This is a genomic window from Dictyoglomus sp. GBS (genome assembly GCF_055179815.1).
Genome location: NZ_CM143687.1, coordinates 766575 through 786822, shown reverse-complemented (window position 1 = coordinate 786822; position 20248 = coordinate 766575). Strand labels below are relative to the sequence as shown.

Annotated in this window: 19 protein-coding genes; 11 read left to right on the top strand and 8 right to left on the bottom strand. The window is 31.6% G+C overall.

What is annotated here, in order from left to right; translation table 11 throughout:
- Position 1 precedes the first annotated feature (1 nt).
- The 7 genes from ACY3IT_RS03660 to ACY3IT_RS03630 are packed head-to-tail and all read left to right on the top strand — an operon-like array spanning position 2 to position 9587.
- A complete protein-coding gene (locus tag ACY3IT_RS03660; RefSeq protein ID WP_463083432.1) occupies positions 2–1033 on the top strand; it encodes an SIS domain-containing protein in 1032 nt (343 codons plus the stop codon).
- Between the two features lie 2 nt (positions 1034–1035).
- Positions 1036–1500, top strand: coding sequence for a divergent PAP2 family protein (locus ACY3IT_RS03655; RefSeq protein ID WP_463083431.1), 465 nt, complete (start codon positions 1036–1038; stop codon positions 1498–1500).
- Positions 1497–2702, top strand: a complete 1206-nt coding sequence (locus ACY3IT_RS03650; RefSeq protein ID WP_463083430.1) for a glycosyltransferase family 4 protein — start codon at positions 1497–1499, stop codon at positions 2700–2702. Before ACY3IT_RS03655 ends, ACY3IT_RS03650 begins: the two co-directional genes overlap by 4 nt.
- 2 nt (positions 2703–2704) lie before the next feature.
- The gene (locus ACY3IT_RS03645; protein WP_463083429.1) at positions 2705–3817 is read left to right on the top strand and encodes a DNA double-strand break repair nuclease NurA; all 1113 of its coding nucleotides are present in this window, start codon (positions 2705–2707) and stop codon (positions 3815–3817) included.
- Positions 3818–3823: 6 nt separating this feature from the next.
- Positions 3824–5503: a helicase HerA domain-containing protein gene (locus tag ACY3IT_RS03640; protein WP_463083428.1), complete on the top strand. Its 1680-nt coding sequence runs from the start codon at positions 3824–3826 to the stop codon at positions 5501–5503.
- Positions 5504–5505: 2 nt separating this feature from the next.
- A complete protein-coding gene (locus tag ACY3IT_RS03635) occupies positions 5506–6681 on the top strand; it encodes a metallophosphoesterase family protein (protein ID WP_463083427.1) in 1176 nt (391 codons plus the stop codon).
- On the top strand, positions 6678–9587 hold the full coding sequence (locus ACY3IT_RS03630) for an AAA family ATPase (protein ID WP_463083426.1): 2910 nt from the start codon (positions 6678–6680) through the stop codon (positions 9585–9587). Before ACY3IT_RS03635 ends, ACY3IT_RS03630 begins: the two co-directional genes overlap by 4 nt.
- Here the strand turns inward: ACY3IT_RS03630 and galU are convergent.
- Both galU and ACY3IT_RS03620 read right to left on the bottom strand, forming a co-directional pair.
- Entirely contained in the window at positions 9553–10419 is an 867-nt protein-coding gene (gene galU / locus ACY3IT_RS03625; RefSeq protein ID WP_463083425.1) for a UTP--glucose-1-phosphate uridylyltransferase GalU, read from the bottom strand. The two genes, ACY3IT_RS03630 and galU, sit on opposite strands and share 35 nt — an antisense overlap.
- 15 nt (positions 10420–10434) lie before the next feature.
- A complete protein-coding gene (locus ACY3IT_RS03620; protein ID WP_463083424.1) occupies positions 10435–10788 on the bottom strand; it encodes a hypothetical protein in 354 nt (117 codons plus the stop codon).
- Between the two features lie 207 nt (positions 10789–10995).
- Between ACY3IT_RS03620 and nifV the strand changes: the two genes are divergently transcribed.
- Genes nifV through ACY3IT_RS03600 form a run of 4 tightly spaced genes read left to right on the top strand, consistent with a single transcriptional unit; the run spans position 10996 to position 15071 of the window.
- Entirely contained in the window at positions 10996–12144 is a 1149-nt protein-coding gene (gene nifV, locus ACY3IT_RS03615) for a homocitrate synthase (protein ID WP_463083423.1), read from the top strand.
- Between the two features lie 2 nt (positions 12145–12146).
- Complete coding sequence (locus ACY3IT_RS03610; RefSeq protein ID WP_463083422.1) at positions 12147–13403, top strand: 3-isopropylmalate dehydratase large subunit; 1257 nt, start codon at positions 12147–12149, stop codon at positions 13401–13403.
- A 15-nt stretch (positions 13404–13418) separates the two neighbouring features.
- Positions 13419–13919 carry a 3-isopropylmalate dehydratase small subunit gene (locus ACY3IT_RS03605; protein ID WP_463083421.1) on the top strand — a complete coding sequence of 167 codons (501 nt, stop codon included), beginning with the start codon at positions 13419–13421 and terminating at the stop codon, positions 13917–13919.
- Positions 13920–15071 (top strand): iron-containing alcohol dehydrogenase family protein, encoded by a 1152-nt coding sequence (locus ACY3IT_RS03600; RefSeq protein WP_463083420.1) that lies wholly within the window; start codon positions 13920–13922, stop codon positions 15069–15071.
- A gap of 3 nt (positions 15072–15074) precedes the next feature.
- On the opposite strand, the gene ACY3IT_RS03595 is transcribed toward ACY3IT_RS03600, so the two are convergent.
- Genes ACY3IT_RS03595 through ACY3IT_RS03570 form a run of 6 tightly spaced genes read right to left on the bottom strand, consistent with a single transcriptional unit; the run spans position 15075 to position 20232 of the window.
- Positions 15075–15749 carry an acyltransferase gene (locus tag ACY3IT_RS03595; RefSeq protein WP_463083419.1) on the bottom strand — a complete coding sequence of 225 codons (675 nt, stop codon included), beginning with the start codon at positions 15747–15749 and terminating at the stop codon, positions 15075–15077.
- A gap of 14 nt (positions 15750–15763) precedes the next feature.
- Positions 15764–16630 (bottom strand): methylenetetrahydrofolate reductase, encoded by an 867-nt coding sequence (locus tag ACY3IT_RS03590; protein WP_463083418.1) that lies wholly within the window; start codon positions 16628–16630, stop codon positions 15764–15766.
- A complete protein-coding gene (locus ACY3IT_RS03585; protein ID WP_463083417.1) occupies positions 16627–17235 on the bottom strand; it encodes a methylenetetrahydrofolate reductase C-terminal domain-containing protein in 609 nt (202 codons plus the stop codon). Before ACY3IT_RS03585 ends, ACY3IT_RS03590 begins: the two co-directional genes overlap by 4 nt.
- Positions 17219–18070 (bottom strand): bifunctional 5,10-methylenetetrahydrofolate dehydrogenase/5,10-methenyltetrahydrofolate cyclohydrolase, encoded by an 852-nt coding sequence (locus ACY3IT_RS03580; protein WP_463083416.1) that lies wholly within the window; start codon positions 18068–18070, stop codon positions 17219–17221. Before ACY3IT_RS03580 ends, ACY3IT_RS03585 begins: the two co-directional genes overlap by 17 nt.
- 9 nt (positions 18071–18079) lie before the next feature.
- On the bottom strand, positions 18080–19714 hold the full coding sequence (locus tag ACY3IT_RS03575; RefSeq protein ID WP_463083415.1) for a formate--tetrahydrofolate ligase: 1635 nt from the start codon (positions 19712–19714) through the stop codon (positions 18080–18082).
- Entirely contained in the window at positions 19711–20232 is a 522-nt protein-coding gene (locus ACY3IT_RS03570; RefSeq protein ID WP_463083414.1) for a metallophosphoesterase family protein, read from the bottom strand. Before ACY3IT_RS03570 ends, ACY3IT_RS03575 begins: the two co-directional genes overlap by 4 nt.
- Positions 20233–20248 lie beyond the last annotated feature (16 nt).

The window sequence follows — 20248 nt, the reverse complement described above, 5'->3', positions numbered from 1 at the left end:
AATGAATAAATTTATGATTAAAGAGATTAGAGAAAGTTTTCAAATTATTAAGGGATACAAGGAAAGGGTAGAAGAATTTAAAAATATATCCGACGAACTCAAGAAGTATAATTTTAATCATGTGGTCTTCGTAGCAAGAGGTTCATCTGATAACGCTGCTATATGGGGAAAATATTATATAGAGTCTCATATAGGAATACCTGTTTCATTATGTGCCCCTTCCCTCTTCACCATCTACAAAAGACCCCCAAACCTAAAAAATTCCTTAGTTATAGCCATATCTCAATCGGGAGAAAGTGATGATATATGTGAAGTAATAAGAACCGCTAATGAACAAGGTACATTAACTATTGGAATAACAAATAATCCAGAAGGCAAATTAGCAAAACTTGCCAAAATCAATATATTTACCAATGCTGGACAAGAAAAAAGTGTGGCAGCCACAAAAACATATCTATCTCAACTTGTTTCTCTGTATTTTCTTATAAATTCTATAAAGGGTAGAATTTATATGGATGAATTTGATAAAATATTAAAGGCTATGAATACAATTTTGGGTATGGAAGAGAAAATAAAAGAAGAGGTAAAACCCTTTAAATATATGGAACATTGCGCTGTGTTAGGAAGAGGTTTTAACCTTTCCACAGCATTAGAAACAGCATTAAAATTCAAGGAGACTTCCTATATTATAGCCCAACCATATTCTTCCGCTGATTTTATGCACGGCCCCTTAGCTCTCGCCACTGAAGGTTTTCCTGTATTCTTCTTTGCCCCAAAAGGGGAGAGCTTAAACCATTCCTTAGAAATACTATCTATATTAAAAGAAAAGGGTACCGACATATATTTATTCAGTAACGAACCTAATCTTCATAAAGATTACCAAGGCTTCTTTATTGACTGTGATATTCCTGAAGATGTGTCTCCTATATTGTTAATATATCCAGCTCAATTCTTTGCTTATTATTTAGCTGAATTAAAAGGTAGAGATCCGGATAATCCAAGAAATATAAGAAAGGTGACCATAACACGGTAGATATGATAAAAATAGTTATTGATCTAATTAACAATCCAATTTTCATTATTCCTTTCCTCGTAGTAATAATTACTCAAGGGCTGAAGGGTATTATAAAAATTATTCAAGAAAAAAAGTTTTTATGGATAGCCTTCTTTGAGTGGGGAGGAATGCCAAGTTCTCACTCAGCCCTTGTTGTATCTTTATCATTAATAATAGGTATAAAGGAAGGTTTTAATTCTACCATTTTTATATTATCTATGTTCTTAGCTGGAATAGTAATTGCAGATGCAATTGGAGTAAGACTTGCTACAGAAGAGCAAGCAAAAGTAATAAATAAGATAATTCAAAGGGAGTTAAAAGATCCAGAATTAAAAGAGATAAATCTAAAAGAATCTATTGGACATACCCCTATAGAAGCTATAGTCGGAGGAATAATCGGTTTAATCTTAGGACATCTTCTATATTACGGGATATTTCATAGATGAAAATAGGCTTCTTTAGTGATACCTATAAACCTCAAAAGAACGGTGTAGCTACCGCCCTATTTTTTCAGAAGAAAACCTTAGAAGAAGAAGGTCATGAAGTACATCTATTTATTCCTTATATACCTAAAATCTTACCAGAAAAACATGTCTATCAGCTTTTTTCTATTACTTTTCCATTTCAAAAAGAACATAGAATAGCAACTCCTTTTTCTGCAAATTATGATCTATATCTTAACAATCTTAAATTGGATGTAATTCATACCCATACTCCTTTTTCCTTAGGAATTTTTGGAGCTTATGAAGCTAAAAAAAGAAAAATCCCTCTTATACATACCTACCACACCTTGCTTACTGAATACGCCTACTACATATGGGATCATTTTCCAGATATGGTCAAAAAACATATAATAACTGAGGAAAGAGCAAAAGATATAGCAATATGGATTAGTAGATCTTATTGCAACCTCTGTGATACTGTAATCGCCCCTTCCACAAAGATTAAAAAACTACTTATTGATTTTGGAGTTAAGAAACCTATAGAAATAATTCCTAATGGTTTAGATTTGAGGAATTTTCATCCCATTGATAAAAAAGTAGCAAGAGATAGATTACATCTTCCTACTGATGCATATATTTTACTATTTGTGGGAAGGTTAGGAAAAGAAAAGAACATAGAATTTTTATTGAAAGTTATGAATAAATTAAAAAATTATCCCAAAATCTACCTTCTCATTGTAGGAGATAACCCTGACAAGAGAGTAATAAATAATCTAAAAGAAGAAGCTAAAAACCTTAATATTGAAGATAGGGTAATATTTACTGGCTATCTTGATTACGATAAAGTAATAGAGGCCTACTATTCTTCAGATATATTTGTCTTCTCGTCTTTGTCCGAGACCCAAGGTTTAGTAGTGTTAGAAGCTCTTACAGCTGGGCTTCCTGTAATTGCTTTAGAAGATGAGGCTATTGCAGATTTTGTAAAAGATGAAACAAATGGTTTTCTAATACCCTTCAAAACTTCTAACATAGAGGAAAGTATTATCTTATTTTCAAATAAAGTTATAGAATTATTAGAAAACTATAACTTATATAAAAAATTATCAGAAAATGCCATAAGTAGTGCCCAAAATTTCAGTGTTCAAAAGATTAATAAAAAACTCCTTGACTTGTATAACAACCTTATCAAAGAATATAATATTTAAAAATGCCTGAATTTATTTCTCTTTTTATAGAAGAGTTAAACAGAAAAAAAGAAAAAATAAATAATCTTTTTTTCAAAAAAGATATAAAAGATAGGTCTTTTTTTGTAAACTTTGTAGAAACTCTATGGCATAAAATACCAGAAAATTTACAAAGTAATGGTCATAAAATCTTTGCTATTGATGCCTCACAAAGAACCCTATCCTTTTCTCTTGGTCCGTATCTTCTTTTAACTCAAGGTTTAGCTATAGGTACTGAAGGTTATGAGAAAGCTACCATCTCATTAGATCCAATACCCGCATCAATTTCTGAAAATCAATTGGCATGGATACGGGATTTAATAATGCAAAAAATAGAAACTGAACTTGCCCTTAAAATTATAGAAGAAATTAAACCCCCCTTCATCTTATTTATTGATGGCTCTATCATCTCACGACTTTCATATCTATTAAGATATATAAATCTTATAGAGGAAGAGCCTTACAAAGACTTGGCTCTTAATGTTTTAAATACCACCATAGAACTCATTCTAAAATCCAAAAATAAAAATATAGAATTAATATCTATATCAAAATCAAGTAGAAACACCTTTTTCTTTCAAATTTTATCAATAGACCATCCTGAATTAAAAGAAGAACTTCCCTACACCCCTATTGACGCAGAATTTTTAAATATCCTTTCCTGGGAGCCAGGATATAGTACTCCCCTACTAATAGGAGCAGAAATGGGACTTGGTCATAATCAAATAGAGCTCATAGAGAAAGATCCTAATCTTCAAACCTTGCTAAAAGATATACCAGCTTTTATTACTTTCTATGTAAGACTCATTCCAAGAGACCAAATTTTAAGAATTGATATACCAAACTACTTAATAGAGGATTCAACCACACTTTTAGAAGTAAACTTTCATTGGGAAAAAGATGTAAATATAGATAATATCCTTGCTATACTTAGAGAAAATTGTATAAACTCTCAAATATATCAAACTCCTTTGTATTTAGTAGATAACATTGTCAGAATTAAAAAAACCCCCGATTTAGAAAGGTATATAATGATTCTTAAAAAAGAATTTCCTGACATCTTAGAATTAGATAGATCTCAAAGGAGGTTTTTCTAAATAATCATGGACTTAAAATGTGTAGGATACTTGGTGGGTGAAAGTTTTTGCGATAGTTTTCAATTTATTACTAATGAAGAATTAGCCCCTAAAAGATTGGAATATGTCATAATTAAAGGAACTGCTGCATCGGATGAAGAGGTAGACGTATTAGCTCAAGTAGAAAGTCTAAAAGCTTTTTCAGATATATTAACAGAAGATCAGGAATATGATGCAACCACAAGACTTTTAGAATTAAATTACAAAATACCACTAAAGCTCATTGCTACAGCCAGAGTTTTAGGCTATTTAGATATTGATGATAACATTCAGCTTCCAAGATCAGTTTCTTTACCAGGTTCTCCGGTTTTTTTAGCTCCTGATGATCTTCTTAGAAGATTCTTCACTCATAAAAAGGCCACCGCTATAGAAATTGGAACCTTACTTTATAGGCCTAATGTCAAAGTAACTCTTGATCCCAATGGACTTAGGAGACATCTGGCCATAATTGCTCAAACAGGAGCAGGTAAATCTTATCTTACAGGATTACTTTTAGAGAAACTTGTAAAACTTGGTGCTACTATTTTAGTATTTGATCCTAATAGTGACTATGTCTTACTAAGAAGGAAAAGAAATAATTTAAAAGAATTTTCATCTATTGCCCAACAAGTTAACATTTATAGAATACCTCAAGTAAAAGGGAGATTTACGGATGATATCATTGGGGGTGTAATACCCTATTCAATCAGATTTAGTGAGTTAGAAAACGAACAAATAGCAGAAATATTAGGAATCTCAGAATATAGTAACATAAGAGATGCAGTTGAAACAGCTATAGAGGAACTTAGAAAAGAAGGTGTTGATTTTACCCCAAAGGAACTTTATGAAAAATTACAATCTATGGCAGGTATAGACGAGGAAGAGGAAAAAGAAGAAATATTAGATTTTGACGACTATGAAAAAAAATATGTAAAAAAAATAGAGAAAAAGAATAAAAAATACTCTGAAGAAACAATGATTGGAGCAAGAAAAGCATTAAAATATGTAAAATGGATAAAAGATTATCCAATATGGGGATTTAAAGATATAAAGATTGAGGAAATTCTAAAACCTGCTCAGATATCTGTCATAGATTTGGCAGGTATAGAGAAGAACCTACAAGATTTAGTAGTAAGTAAATTGTTAAATGATATATGGACTAAAGCAAAATCAGAAGGACTTACATATCCCTTATTTATTGTATTAGAAGAAGCCCATAATTTAGTGCCAAAAGAGAAAGCAGAGAAATTAAGAAGTGCTAAGATAATAAATTCAATTGCAGCGGAAGGACGAAAATTTAAAGTATTTCTTATTGTGGTCACACAAAGGCCCTATAAAATAAGCAGTAATACTTTATCCCAATGTGGAAGCCAGATAATAATGAGATTAACCAATCCTACAGATCAAAACGCAGTAAAAGAAGCATCAGAAGCTCTTTCAGAAAACTTATTTAATGATCTTCCTGGATTAAACATTGGAGAAGCTATTATCTTAGGAAGATTAACCCGTATTCCTGTAATGGTAAAGATTGGGGAAAGAGAAACTGCAGAAGGAGGTTTTGATATAGACATAGATGAAGAATTTGAAAAAGCTCTAAAAGATGCTCAAAATAGAGATATATTCGAAGATATTATAACCGATCTCCCTGACATTGGGAGTGAAATCTAAACATGATAAAAATTCTTATAACTGCTGATAACCATTTAGGTAAATACTACAAAAAGTTAGTACCAGAAAGACTAAACGAAAGAAGAAGAAAGATAAGAGAAGCATTTAAAAAAACAGTAGATTATGCCATTGAAGAAAAGGTAGATATATTTATACAAGCTGGAGATTTATTTGATTCTACAAATCCCAGGAATCAAGATTTGGCCTTTGTTGCTCGAGAGTTTTCAAGATTAAAAAGAAACTATATTCAAATTTATACTATTGGTGGAAACCACGATGCTCCAAATATGATAGATAGTGATGCCTTTCCCATGAAAATTTATGAAGAAGTAGGTTTAATAAAATCTTTTTTATCTCAATCTAATATTAACGTAGATATATTTGAGAAGGATCAGAAATTAATTATATCTGGTTTATCCCATGATCCAAGAAAAAAGGGAAGAATTGATCCCTTAGAAAATATAAAATTATCAGATTCTATACCTCAAGATAATAATATATGGAAAATCCTAATTCTCCATTACTCCTTTGAAAAATATGCTCATCCAAAATCTTCTGAGCCTCAAGTATCACTACATACTTTATATAGCCTCCCCTTTAATATTTATATATTGGGACACCTCCATGAGAAGAATATTTATAAATTTGGAGATAAAATACTAATAATACCAGGAAGTACTGAAAGATTTGATTTTGGAGAAATAGATCTTACTCCAGGTTTTTACCTATTAAAAATAGAAGGAAAAAAGATTGACATAATTCACGAAAAAATAGAACCACAACCTATGAAAATCATGGAAATAAAACTTTCAGAAATTACAGAAAAAGATTATACCAATGCTATTATTGAAAAAATATTAAGAGAATCTCAAAAAGATCTTATGTTAAAATGCAAAATTGTAGGAGAAATTCCTATATCTATATATAGTTCCATAAATTTTAGCAAGATACTAGACGAAGGACTTAAAGCTAATTTCTTATTTGACTTAGATACGCAAAATTTGAGAATAAAAGGGAAAGAGATATCAATAATACCATCAGAAGATTTCAGTTTTGAAAAGAATCTGTCTAAAATAACAGAAAAATACTTGGAAGAAAACAAAGAAGATCAAGAAGCTATAATAGAAGCAGTTAAATGGATAAGAGAAGAGTTAAAAATTAGAGGAGAGTTCTTATGATAAAACTTGTGAGCTTAAAACTTAGAAATTTTAAACAATATGAAATAGCATCTCTAAATTTTCCAGATCAGGGAAGAATACTTATAAAAGGGAGGAATGAGGCAGGAAAAAGTAGTATATTTGAGGCAATTTATTTTGCACTTTTTGGGGAAGGACTCGAGCACAATAATAGTGATCTTATAAGATTTGGAACTAACGAAACAACAGTAGAGCTTACTGTAAAAACTAATGATAAATTAATAACCATAAGAAGAGTCCTTCCTCTTAATAAAAACCAAGACGCCTCTTTGGTTATAAAAAATATAAATGAGCAAACTACAAAACAAGAAATAGTAAAAGGACCAAGAATTGTAAACAGTAGAATAGTTAAAGAGATAGGTCTTGATGGAGATATATTATTAAACACATGTCTTGTAGCACAAAAAAAATTAGATGCCTTAGAAACTTTAAAGGCTGGAGACAGAAGAGAAATAATATCCAAATTATTTAACTTGGATTATCTTTTGAATATTTCTGAGAAGGCAAAACAGATCAAAAATGAACTTGAGAAACAAAAACCCCAATATGAACTTTTGAAGAAAGCAGCTGAGGCTAAAAGAGTTTTACCAGAAATTGAAGAGGAATTAGATAAAATCCATATAGAAATAGGAAGGATTGAAAAAATCGAAAAATCTAAAAATATATACAATTTGGAATTAACTTTAAATAATCTTAAAGAAGAAATTAGAGGCTTGGAACAAAATCTTGAAAACCTAAAAAATAAAGTAGAAACCTTAGAATTCTTAAGAGAAGAAAAAAGAAAAATAGAAGAAATAACAAGCATTAAAGAAAAACTTCAAATATTAGAAAATCAGAGAGAAAAGCTTCAAAAAGAAATAACTAATTTAGAAGAAAGAATAACTAAAGAAAAGGAACTTTCAACTCAACTTGAAGGGCTTAATAATGTTATTAAGATAAAGCAAGAAATTGAAAAATTAGAAAAAGTATTAAGTGATGGAAATAATTTAATATCAAACCTTCAAGAAAAATTCACAAAATATAAGGAATTAGAAAACAAAACATCAAAAGAAAAAGAATTACAGGAGGAGAAAGATAAGCTCCAAAAAGAAGAGAGAAACTCACTTCTTAAGAAAAATCTGTTAGAATTAAGAATTAAGAAACTAAGAGATATATTAGGAAAAATACAAGAAATACCTCAAATAGAAGATACATATAAAAGGGCTTTAGAATATCATCAACAAAAGAATAAGGTTTATGAATTAATTTATAAAGTACAAAAAACTAAAAAATACTTTGTTACCTCATCATTCATTACACTACTATCTTTAACATTAGCTATCCTTTTATCAAAAATATTTTTTATCACTACAGGAATATTAACCATTTTATCCATCTACTTTTATCAGAATTATGCAAAGATCAATAAAGAGTTTACCAAAGAAAAAAATCTTCAAGAATATATTGAGAAAGACATTCCTCTCGAACTCAAAGAAAAGAATCAAGAAGAGTTAGCCTTAATATTAAATAAAATTAAAGAGAAAAAAACATATAAAAAGGAACAAATAGAAAGATTAGAAGAAAAACTTAAAATGAAACTTAATCAAACTAATAATTTAATTACAGAAATAGTACAAAAGAAAGCTCACATAGAAAGTGAACTTAAAAATATTGATTCTTACAAAAATGAAATCCATAAATTATCCTTAGAATTCCAAGAAAAATTAAAAGAAAGTAACTTGGACAAAATAGAAGAGAAGTTAAAAAAGTTATCAGACACCCTTAAAAAGAAGGAAGAAGAATTAATCTCCTTAAGAGAAAAGGATACTATGCCTGAAAAGGAACTATCTTATCTCATTTCTCAAAAAGGCTCTATAGAAAACGAGCTTGAAAATATAAGGAGATTAAAAGAGGAATTAGAAAGGAAAAAAAGAGACCACAAAAATATTGAAAACGAAATATCAAAAGAACAGGCAAATTTAGAAGCAAAGATAAACGAATTAAGAAGAAGTGATGATAAGTATATGTCAGAAATAGAAGAATTAATAAGACAGCTGGAAAATGATAGAGTAAAAGAAGAATATGAAAAAATTGCTCAAGAACTAAACAAGAAAAAGGGCGAAAAAAACTCTATAGAGAAAAATTATCAGGATCTAATAACTGAATTTTCCAAAAGATTTGTAGAGGATTGGAGAAACTACATAAATGAAGTATTTGATGAAAATTTAAAAGAGAAATTAATAATAAAAGAAAAAGAACTCCTTCAACAAAAAGGTGAAAAAGAAGGAATACTAAAAGAATATGAGCTAAAAACAGGAAGTAAAAGAGAAGATTTAGACCCAGAAAGGATAAATCAAGAATATATTAAATTAGAAAAAGAAATTATTAAAATGAACTATGCAATGAAGATTGCAGATACCACAAGAGAAACTATATTAAAAGCAATTAGACCAAGAACAGAATCCTTCATGCAAAAAATATTACCCATTTTAACCTCAGATAGATATCATTATGTAGAGATTGGGGACGATTACAAATTAAAAGTTTACACAAGTTTCAAAAAGGAACCCTTAGAAAAAAACATTTTTAGCGGAGGAACACAAGATCAACTTTCCTTAGCTTTAAGACTTGCTTTTGCTATGGCCACGTTACCTCAAGATAAGGGTATACAGCCCAAATTTATATTCTTAGATGAACCTCTTGGATCTTTTGATGAGGACAGAGCAAAAGGCTTATTATACCTTCTCACTGAAGGAGAAGTAGCAGAGCATTTTGATCAAATCTTTCTTATAACACATGTTCCTATCGATGAATCTATTTTTGATGAAATCTACTATGTAGAAAATGGTAAAATAACAAAAGTACAGGAAAACACTACTCAATCTTTAGATTACGAAGATAATTCTTAAATTGTTCTCCTAAATCTTCTCTCTGAAGAGCAAGTTCTACTGAAGCCTTTAAAAAACCAAGTTTACTTCCAGTATCATATCTCTTTCCCTTAAATTCATAAGCATATATAGCTTCCTTCTCTAATAATAATTTAAGTCCATCAGTAAGTTGTATCTCTCCCCCCCTTCCTGGCCTTACCTTCTCAAGCATATTAAAGATTTCAGGAGTTAATATGTATCTCCCAACAATAGCTAAATTAGAAGGAGCTTCTTCCACGGAGGGTTTCTCTACCAGATCTGTTACTTGATAAATCCCTTCTTCAATCTCTCTTCCAGAAATAATACCATAGTTTTTAACCTCATTCCTTGGCACCCTTTCCACTGCAACAATAGAACACTTATATCTCTCGTAAATCTCTATCATTTGCTTTATACATGGAATATTACTGACTATTAAATCATCACTCAAAATAACAGCAAAAGGTTCATCTTTCACTAATGCCTTTGTTACAAGCACAGCATGACCAAGACCCAAAGGTTCCTTCTGTCTTATATAATAAACTGTACCAAGCTCTGATATTTCCCTAACTTGTCTTAAAAGATCTAAATCACCTTTCTTTTGAAGAAAATATTCCAACTCAAAAGATATATCAAAATGATCCTCAATAGCCCTTTTATTCCTACCAGTTACTATTATGATTTCTTCAATTCCTGAATTTACAGCCTCTTCTACAGCATATTGTATTATAGGTTTATCAACTACTGGAAGCATCTCTTTAGGCTGAGCCTTTGTAGCAGGTAAAAATCTGGTACCAAGACCAGCAGCAGGAAAAACAGCTTTCTTAATACTCATCTTTGAGTTCCTCCTCTAATTTTCAGGAATTTTAACTATAACTAAAGTTAAACTCTCATTTTCTACTCTAAGCTGATGACAAATCCCAGCGGGAATTATTAAGACATCACCATCTTTTATATTTATCTCCTCTGGTTCTATAATTTCACATTTTCTTATTTCTCCTTCCTCAATCTCTGTACCCCCACTATATTTTTCACTTAATAATACTTTCCCTCTCCCTTTAAATACGATATACATATCATTGACTCTTTTATGAACCTCTGTATCACTTATAAAAGTTGGAGAAAAGTTTAAAAACCTAACCATAAAATTACCTTTTTTATAATCTTCCAAATTCCCTTCAGAAAGTGAAAATTTTCTAAACATATCATTCCTCCCCAAAAAGTTTAACAAACCTCTAATTATTCTATACATTAAAGATTATTTAAGCAACTTTTTTTAATTACAATTTTGTGCTAAAATTAAATGGAAAAGCTGATAAAAATCGCAAAGGTGCTTTGGACGAAAGGGGCCAAAGCACCTTTTTTAGTTTTTAGTGAAAGATAAATATTTAAACAAGGAGGCGTATAAAATATGAAGGATACAGAAATAAAGATAGTAGATACAACATTGAGAGATGGAGAACAAACAGCTGGAGTAGTATTCTCAAAAGCTGAAAAACTCCAAATAGCAAGAATGCTTGACGAAATAGGAGTACATCAGATCGAGGCTGGTATCCCTGTCATGGGAGGAGATGAGGAGGAAGCAATAAAGGCTATAGTAAAGGCTGGCCTCAAAGCCAGTATTATGGGATGGAATAGAGCTGTTATAAGTGATATTGAGGCATCATTGAGATGTGGTGTGGATGCAGTAGCTATTTCTATTTCTACTTCCGATATCCATATAAAATATAAACTTAAAAAGACAAGAGAATGGGTTTTGGAAAATATGGTTAAAGCTACAGAATTTGCCAAGAAACATGGAGTATATATATCGGTAAACGCAGAAGATGCCTCAAGAACAGACTTAGAATTCCTACTCCAGTTTGCAAAAGCAGCCAAAGAAGCAGGCGCAGACAGATTGCGATTTTGTGATACTGTTGGAATAATGGAACCTTTCACAATATACGAGATTGTTAAGACCATTATAGAAAAGGTAGGAATTCCTGTAGAAATGCATACCCATAATGATTTTGGTATGGCTACTGCCAATGCTTTAGCAGGAGTAAGAGCTGGGGCAACCTATGTAGGCGTAACTGTAAATGGACTTGGTGAAAGAGCTGGAAATGCAGCATTGGAAGAAGTGGTCATGGCCTTGAAGTATATTTATAACATAGATGTAGGAATTAAAACTTATAAATTGAAAGAATTATGTGAGTATGTAGCAAAAGCTTCTGCAAGAGAATTACCTGTAAATAAAGCTATAGTAGGTAAAAATATATTTGCTCATGAATCTGGCATACATGCAGATGGTGTAATTAAATATCCTAAAACATATGAAGTATTCTCTCCAGAAGAGGTAGGAGGAGAAAGACAGATAGTAATTGGTAAACATTCAGGTACTCATGCTCTTATAAGAAAATTCCAAGAATATGGAATCACTTTATCTGAAGAGGATGCCCAAGAATTACTTAAAAAGGTAAGAGCTCTTGCTGTAGAACTTAAAAGACCTTTATTTGATAAAGAATTAATGTATCTTTATAATGACTATCTAAAAGAAAAATTAGAAAAAGAAGGAGTGTAAAGATGGGAAAAACCATAGTAGAAAAAATTTTTTCTAAGCATGCTGGTAAAGATGTTAGAGCAGGAGATATTGTTATTGCTAAATTAGATGCTTTAATGGGACAAGATGGCACATCCCCATTAGCAATAAAAGTCTTTGAGGAATTAGGAGGAACAAGAGTTGTAAATGCAGAAAAAGTACTTATTGTTATGGACCACTCTGTTCCTCCCCCTAACGAAGGAGTGGCTAACCTTCACAAGTTAATGAGAGAATTTGCAGAAAAATATGGAACTCAGATTACGGAATTTGGAGAAGGGGTATGTCACCAAGTTTTTATGGAAAGAGGTTTAGCTATTCCAGGAAGTCTGGTAATTGGGGCGGACTCCCATACATGCACTTATGGGGCATTAAACTGCTTTTCCACTGGGGTAGGATCCAGTGAGCTTGCAGCAGCAATGTATACGGGTAAATTGTGGTTTAAAGTTCCAAATACTGTTAAAATCAATCTCAATGGCAAACTTCCTAAGTGGGTTGTTTCAAAGGATATCATATTATACTTAGTAGGATACTTTAAAGCTGATGGATTAACATACAAAGCAATTGAATTTGATGGAGAAACTATTAGAGACCTTTCTATAGATGGAAGAGCTACAATAACTAATATGGTCGTAGAAATGGGTGCAAAAGCTGGTATTATGCCATTTGATGAAAAAACAAGGGAATTTTTTAAAAACATAGGAATGGATATAAATAGTGGTATTGAAGCAGACAAAGACGCAGAATATGAGGCTGTTTATAATTTTGATATTTCTAATTTAGAGCCACAAGTAGCCTTACCCCATACTGTGGACAATGTATATCCCATATCTCAAATAGAGAAAATAAAAATTCATGAAGCTTTTATAGGAACATGTACTAATGGTAGATTGGAAGATTTAAGATATGCAGCTCAGATATTAAAGGGGAAAAAGGTAGATAAAAATGTTAAACTTATAATCACTCCAGCATCTAAGCGAATATATACGCAAGCCTTAAAAGAAGGACTTATTGAAATATTTTTAAATGCAGGAGCTATAGTTACAAATCCTGGTTGTGGTCCATGTGTAGGAACACATCAAGGAGTACCAGCTGATGGAGAGAATGTTATATCTACTGCAAATAGAAATTTTAAAGGAAGAATGGGAAACAATAAAGCCTTAATTTACCTTGCATCTCCTTTAACAGTAGCTGCCTCAGCGATAAAGGGAGAAATTACTGATCCTCGTGAATTTTTAAATTAGGAGGAAAGAATAAAAATGATATTAAAAGGTAAAGCTCATAAATTCGGAGACGATATAAATACTGATTATATTATATCTGGAAAATACAAATTTAAATCCTTAGACTTTAATGAGATGTCAAAACATCTCTTTGAAGATTTAGATCCAGAATTTTATAAAAAGATAAACCCAGGGGATATAATAGTGGCTGGAAAGAATTTCGGATGTGGCTCCTCAAGAGAACAAGCCCCTTTAGTTATAAAATATGCAGGAATAAGTTTAGTAATTGCCAAAAGTTTTGCAAGAATATTTTACAGGAATTCAATTAATATTGGTCTTCCCCTCATAGAAGCTAATACTGATGAAATAGATAATGGAGATGAACTAGAGGTAGATTTATTTCAGGGAAAAATTTATAATAAGACTAAAAACATAACCATATTATCTAAGAGTACATTTCCAGATATCATGGTAAAAATATTACAAGCAGGAGGATTAGTAGAGTACCTTAAAAAAGAGGGAGATTTTAAAATATAAATGCAGAATTTTTCTTTTTATCTACCTGTAAAGATTAAATTCGGTATAGGACTCTGGGAAAGAATTCCCGAAGAGTCCTATGCTTTGGGAGCCAAAAAGATACTCTTAGTAACTGGTAGAAAGCATCTAAAAAATACAGGAATTTTAGATAAATTACTTCATCTTTTTAATAATTATCAAGTAGAAGTAATCGTTTTTGATGATGTACCTCCAGAACCACCATATTATGTAGTAGATAATGGTGCTGAGATTGCAAAATCAAAAGAAGTAGATTTAATTGTAGGAATAGGAGGTGGAAGTGTCTTAGATGTTGCAAAAGCTATAGCTTTAAAGATAAATCTTCCAGGTTCTATATGGGACTATATAGGTGAAAAAAGTGAAAAAATCTCTACACAAAGTATACCATGTATATTAGTCCCTACTACAGCGGGTACAGCAAGCGAAGTAACTAAGGTATCAGTACTTATTAACCCAGACACTAAAGAAAAACTAAGTATAAGGCATGATAGTTTATATGGAAAAATTGCTATTGTGGATCCTTTACTTACTTTATCCATGCCAAGAGAAAATACTATCTATAGTGGCTTAGATGCCTTTATTCATTCATTAGAATCTTTTTTATCACTAAATAGCAACATTTTAACTGATCCCATTTCCATTAATTCTCTTAAAATTGTTTATAAATATTTGCCAAGAGTAATTGAAAATTTAGAAAGAATAGACTTAAGGGAAAAATTACTTTATGCAAGCACTATTAGTGGAGTGGCTTTCTCTCAAACAGGACTTGGAGGCATTCATGCCTTAGCCCATCCTATAGGAGTATATGCTAATATACCTCATGGTCTTGCATGTGCTCTCGTTGCCCTTCCAATGCTAGAATATAATTTGGATATTTTACCAAGAGAGAAAATCTCAACCCTTGGCAGAGCTGTAGGGGTCTATTCTTTGAGATCTGCAAAGGAGAAAATTTTGAAAAAAATAGAAGAATTTTTAAAAACTTTAGATATAAAATTAGGGCTCAGAAATTACGGAATATCAAAGGAACAGCTATCAATTATTGCTAAAGAAGCTCCAAAGACAGGCTCTTACAAAACGAATCCTCGAGCCCTAAACTATGAAGTAATCTTAGAAATTCTCAAAAAAGCTTGGTAAATCCTATTTTAAGCTAACTATATCTAAATCAGGTTTAAATTTTACTATTGAATTAGAAGGGAAATACCCTCTTACAGAAGCATTAGGATAAACTAGTACTTTTTTACCTAATATGGTGCCAGGATTTAAAACAGAATTACAACCTGTCTCACTCTCATCTCCTACAATTGCTCCCAATTTCCTTAATCCGGTATCATAAACTTCACCATTTACGCTTATTTTTACTGTAGAGGAAGGTCCCATCTTTAAATTAGATATTTTTGTCCCAGCCCCTAAATTAACCTTATGACCTAAAATACTATCACCAACATAATTGAAATGAGGGGCTTTTGCACCATTTAGTAATATGCTATTTTTAACCTCTGTACAATGCCCCACTACACAATTATCCCCTATATAAACATTTCCTCGTATATATGCACCTTGTCTTATCTCACAATTTTTTCCTATATAGGCAGGACCCTTTATATATACAAATGGTTCCACGACTGTACCTTCACCTATATATACTGGACCCTCTATGAAAACTCCTCCCTGAATAATACCCTCTATATCTGGCTTTATATACTTTTCAAGAAAAGTTTTTAGATTTTTTAAGGCTTCCCAAACATATTCAACATTTTTAAAGAGATTTTCCTCTATTCCATCAATTTCAAAAAAATCTTCTGGTGCCCACATAGACATATCCTCCTTTACCATCTTAATATATTCATAACTTCTATAATATCTGATGGCTTAGACGCAAGAAAATGAACACCATTAACCAACTTACTTTCTTTAATTTTACTACATAAATCTACACAAAGTTCAATACCAATATTTTTTATGTTATCTTTTCTCTCAAATTTTTCTAAAATATACCTTGGTATTTTTATGCCTGGCACATTATTTATCATATAGTCAATCATCTCCAAGGATTTAAAAATAGTAACTCCAACGATTATCTTTACCCCACTACCTACCTTTTCTCTTACCCTTTCCATTATTGATAGATCAAATACCAATTGGGTTTGAAAAAACTCAGCTCCTGCTAAAATTTTCTTTTTCATCTTTAAAATCTCAATATCTAAAGGAGTAAGATTAGGATTAAAGACTGCTCCCAAGAAAAAATTAGGACTTTTATTTAATTTTTTTCCTGCAAAATCTTCCCCTGATTCTAACATCTTTGCTATCTTTAATATATTTACTGCGTCTAAATCAAACACAGGTTTAGCACTTTTAGATATACCAGTGGTTGTATAATCCCCTGTTAAAACTAAAACATTTTTTATACCAAGGGTATACGCACTTAATAGCTCACCCGAAATGGCAACCCTATTCCTATCCCTGGCTGTAATTTGAAAGATAGGCTCTATTCCCTCTTTTAACAACAAATAGCTTCCTACTAAAGAGGTGATTCTAACACCTACATTTTGGAAATCAGTAACATTTACTGCATCTACTCTATCTTTTAACATTAAAGTCTTGCTAACAAAAGAAGAAACATCCACTCCTCTCGGAGGACTGACTTCTGCTGTAATTATGAATTTTCCCGATTTTAATTTTTCCTCAAAATTCATTCTTGTAAAAGTATTTTACTAAAATCTTTTGGTGGAACAATCTTGAGGAAATCTTCTTCAGATATTCTATTTGTTCTAAACAAAATTACCCAAGGACATAATCTCTCGTAAACCTCACATATCCCATCTTCTGCTCCACCACAAGGTCCATTTCTCATCTTTTTAGGACATAACTTTTCCATACAAAGATTCCCTGTATAATAAATCCAACATTCTCCACAAGCAGAACATAATCTTGCAAAACTACCCAATGATCTACCAGGTTCGATCTTCAGGGTATTAGTAGCTGGGATAACAGGTTTCTTAATATAATTTGGTAATATTTGAGGTAATCCCCCACAAGTAAATGTCAAAATATTATCAGCTCTACTTATATCAATCCCAATCTCATCTATTATCCTCTTTAAACTACCCACATTACACTTATCCTTAGTAAGATCATAAACTCTCACTATATCTATTTCTAACTCAGACAAATAAGAAAATATCTCTTTATTCTTTTTCTCAATACTTTCAAAACCACAATTATCACAAGAGAAAATAAATATTTTTTCTCCTGATACTAAATTTTTTATTTCTTCTATCTTTTTAATTTCGATCTTCATTCTTTTCTATAGCCTTTAATAAATTTAACGCCAATATTCTCGTGGTTATTACCCCTACTCCACCTGGAACAGGAGTTATAGCTTCAACCTTATTCTTCACGCTCTCAAAATCAACATCACCTACTAATTTTCCATCTAACACATTAGTTCCTATATCAATTACAATCTCATTCTCTTTTACCATATCATCTGTAATTATACCAGGTTTACCTACAGCTACCATCAAGATATCTGCCATCTTAGTATAAAACTTTAGATCTATTGTTTTTGAGTGACATATTGTTACAGTTGCATTTCTTTGCAAAAGAAGAAGGGATAAAGGTCTTCCCACAGAAATACTTCTACCTACAACTACTACATTTTTACCCTCTATAGGAATATTATAAAAGTCAAGAAGTTCGATAACCGCCTGTGGTGTACAAGGAAAAAATGTATCTTCACCAGCCATCAATTTACCTAAGTTCTCATAAGTTATTCCTTCCACATCTTTTGAAGGCGGAATATACTGGAAAGCCTTCAATTTTTCTAAATTTTGAGAAAGAGGTCTGAGAAGCAAAATCCCATGAATATCTTTATTTATACCAAGCAAATTTATTTCGTTAATAAAATTATCTATAGAGATATTTTCATCAAGATTTATATTATTTATTTTTATTCCAAATTTTTTAAAGATCTTTTCTATACTATTTGCATAAGCCTCTGCTTCAGGATTATTACCCACTCTAACTACACAAAGAGTTGGAGTAATTCCCTTTTCTATATATTTTCTTACCTTTTCTATAATTTTTCCTTCCAAATTTTCTGCCACACTCTTTCCATATAAAATCTTCGCCATTTTACCCTCCTAAATCACTCCCTTAATATCCCCATTATCATCAATATCCATTTTACAAGCTGATGGTATCTTAGGTAATCCTGGCATTGTCATTATATTTCCAGTATATACAACTATAAATCCTGCCCCTCCAGAAATCTTTATTCTTTGCACATTTATTACAAAATTCTCTGGCTTTCCAATAAGCTTAGGATTATCTGAGAGAGAAAATTGGGTTTTTGCCATACAAACAGGTAATCTTTTAAATCCCCATTTTTCTATTTTTTTAAGATCTTCTTTTGCCTCGTCTAAAAACACAACATCTTTTGCTCCATAGACATTTACTGCAATCTTACGGATTTTATCCTCATAAGGTTCATCAAGATCATAAAGAAAAGCAAAGTTATTTGGATCATTTTCAATAGCAAAAAGAACTTCTTTTGCTAATTCTAATCCACCTTTTCCACCCTTTTCATATACTTCAGAAACAGCAACCCTTATACCTTTTTCCTTTAACATCTTCATTACAAAATTTATCTCTTTTTCTGTATCTGTAGGAAACCTGTTTATCGCTACAACAACTGGCAAACCAAATACTTCCTTGACAATATAAACATGGTGGAGAAGATTAGGAAGTCCTTTTTCTAAAGCATCTATATTTTCCTTATCCCAATCTTTTTTTAATCCACCATGATACTTCAAAGCTCTTATTGTTGCAACTAAAACTACCACATTGGGTTTTATATCACCTATTCTACATTTTATATTAAAAAACTTTTCAGCTCCCAGATCCGCCCCAAAACCAGCCTCAGTAACCACAAAATCAGCAAGCCTCAAGGCCATCTCCGTAGATATAAGAGAATTACAACCATGAGCAATATTAGCAAAAGGACCCCCATGTACAAAGGCAGGAGATCCTTCTAAGGTTTGTACCAAATTGGGAGATAAGGCATCTTTTAAAAGTACTGCCATAGATTTATGAGCTTCTAAATCCCTACTAAAAACAGGATCTCCTTTTTTGTTTATACCAACAACAATATTGCTAAGTCTCTCCTTTAGTTCCTGAATATCTCTTGAAAGAGAAAGAATAGCCATAACCTCAGAAGCAGCAGTTATATCAAATCCATCTTCCCTTGGTATGCCATTGCCTTTTCCTCCAAGTCCACTTACTATAAATCTTAGTTGGCGATCATTCATATCTAAACATCTTTTCCAGAAAATTTGATTAATGTCTATTCCAAGTCCATTTCCTTGATATATGTGATTATCTAACATAGCAGACAACAAATTATTAGCAGAAGTTACTGCATGAATATCACCTGTGAAATGTAAATTTATATTTTCCTCTGGAATAACCTTGGCCTTACCACCCCCAACAGCTCCCCCCTTAACTCCAAAAATAGGACCCATAGAAGGCTCTCTTATACATATAATGGTTTTATAAGATAAAAAATTTAAAGCATCACCAAGTCCTATAGTTGTTGTGGTTTTTCCCTCACCTAAAGGGGTAGGATTCATAGCACTTACAAGAATCAATTTCCCCTTTTCTTTATCTTTAAGTCTACTTAAAACCCTCCAATTAACTTTTCCTATATACCATCCATAAGGCAAGATATCTTTTTCGGAAAGTCCCAATTCTGATACAAGATCAAAAATCTTCTTCACTCTATACCTCCAAGATTCAGGTCTATAGTAATTATTTCTCCCCAGACCTTATCTCCATCTATATAAAGATAACCTATAGTATTTTTATCAGTAAAAAATCTATCTGTTGGAGATCCTGGATTGAAAAAGAAAATTTTATCATCCCATTCCATAAGAGCATGATGAGTATGCCCAAAGACAATAACATTAATATTCTCTAAATCTTCTTCAAAAACCTTCTTGACCCTGTCTTTAATTCCCCATGGAGCACCGCTACCATGAGTGATTCCAACCTTTACTCTTTCAAGAGTAATAATCCTTTTAGAAGGTAAAACTTTTTTCACTTCCCATGAATCCATATTTCCATGTACACCAATAACATCAGCTATTTTTTTAAGTTCAGGAAGAAAGAAAAGCTCTTCCCAATCACCAGCATGCAATATAAGATCAACTCCTACTAATTTTTCTAAAATAATTTTAGGAAGATACGGAAAACGAGAAGGAAGATGTGTATCAGAAATTACTCCAATTTTTAACATTCGTTCCTCCAACGTT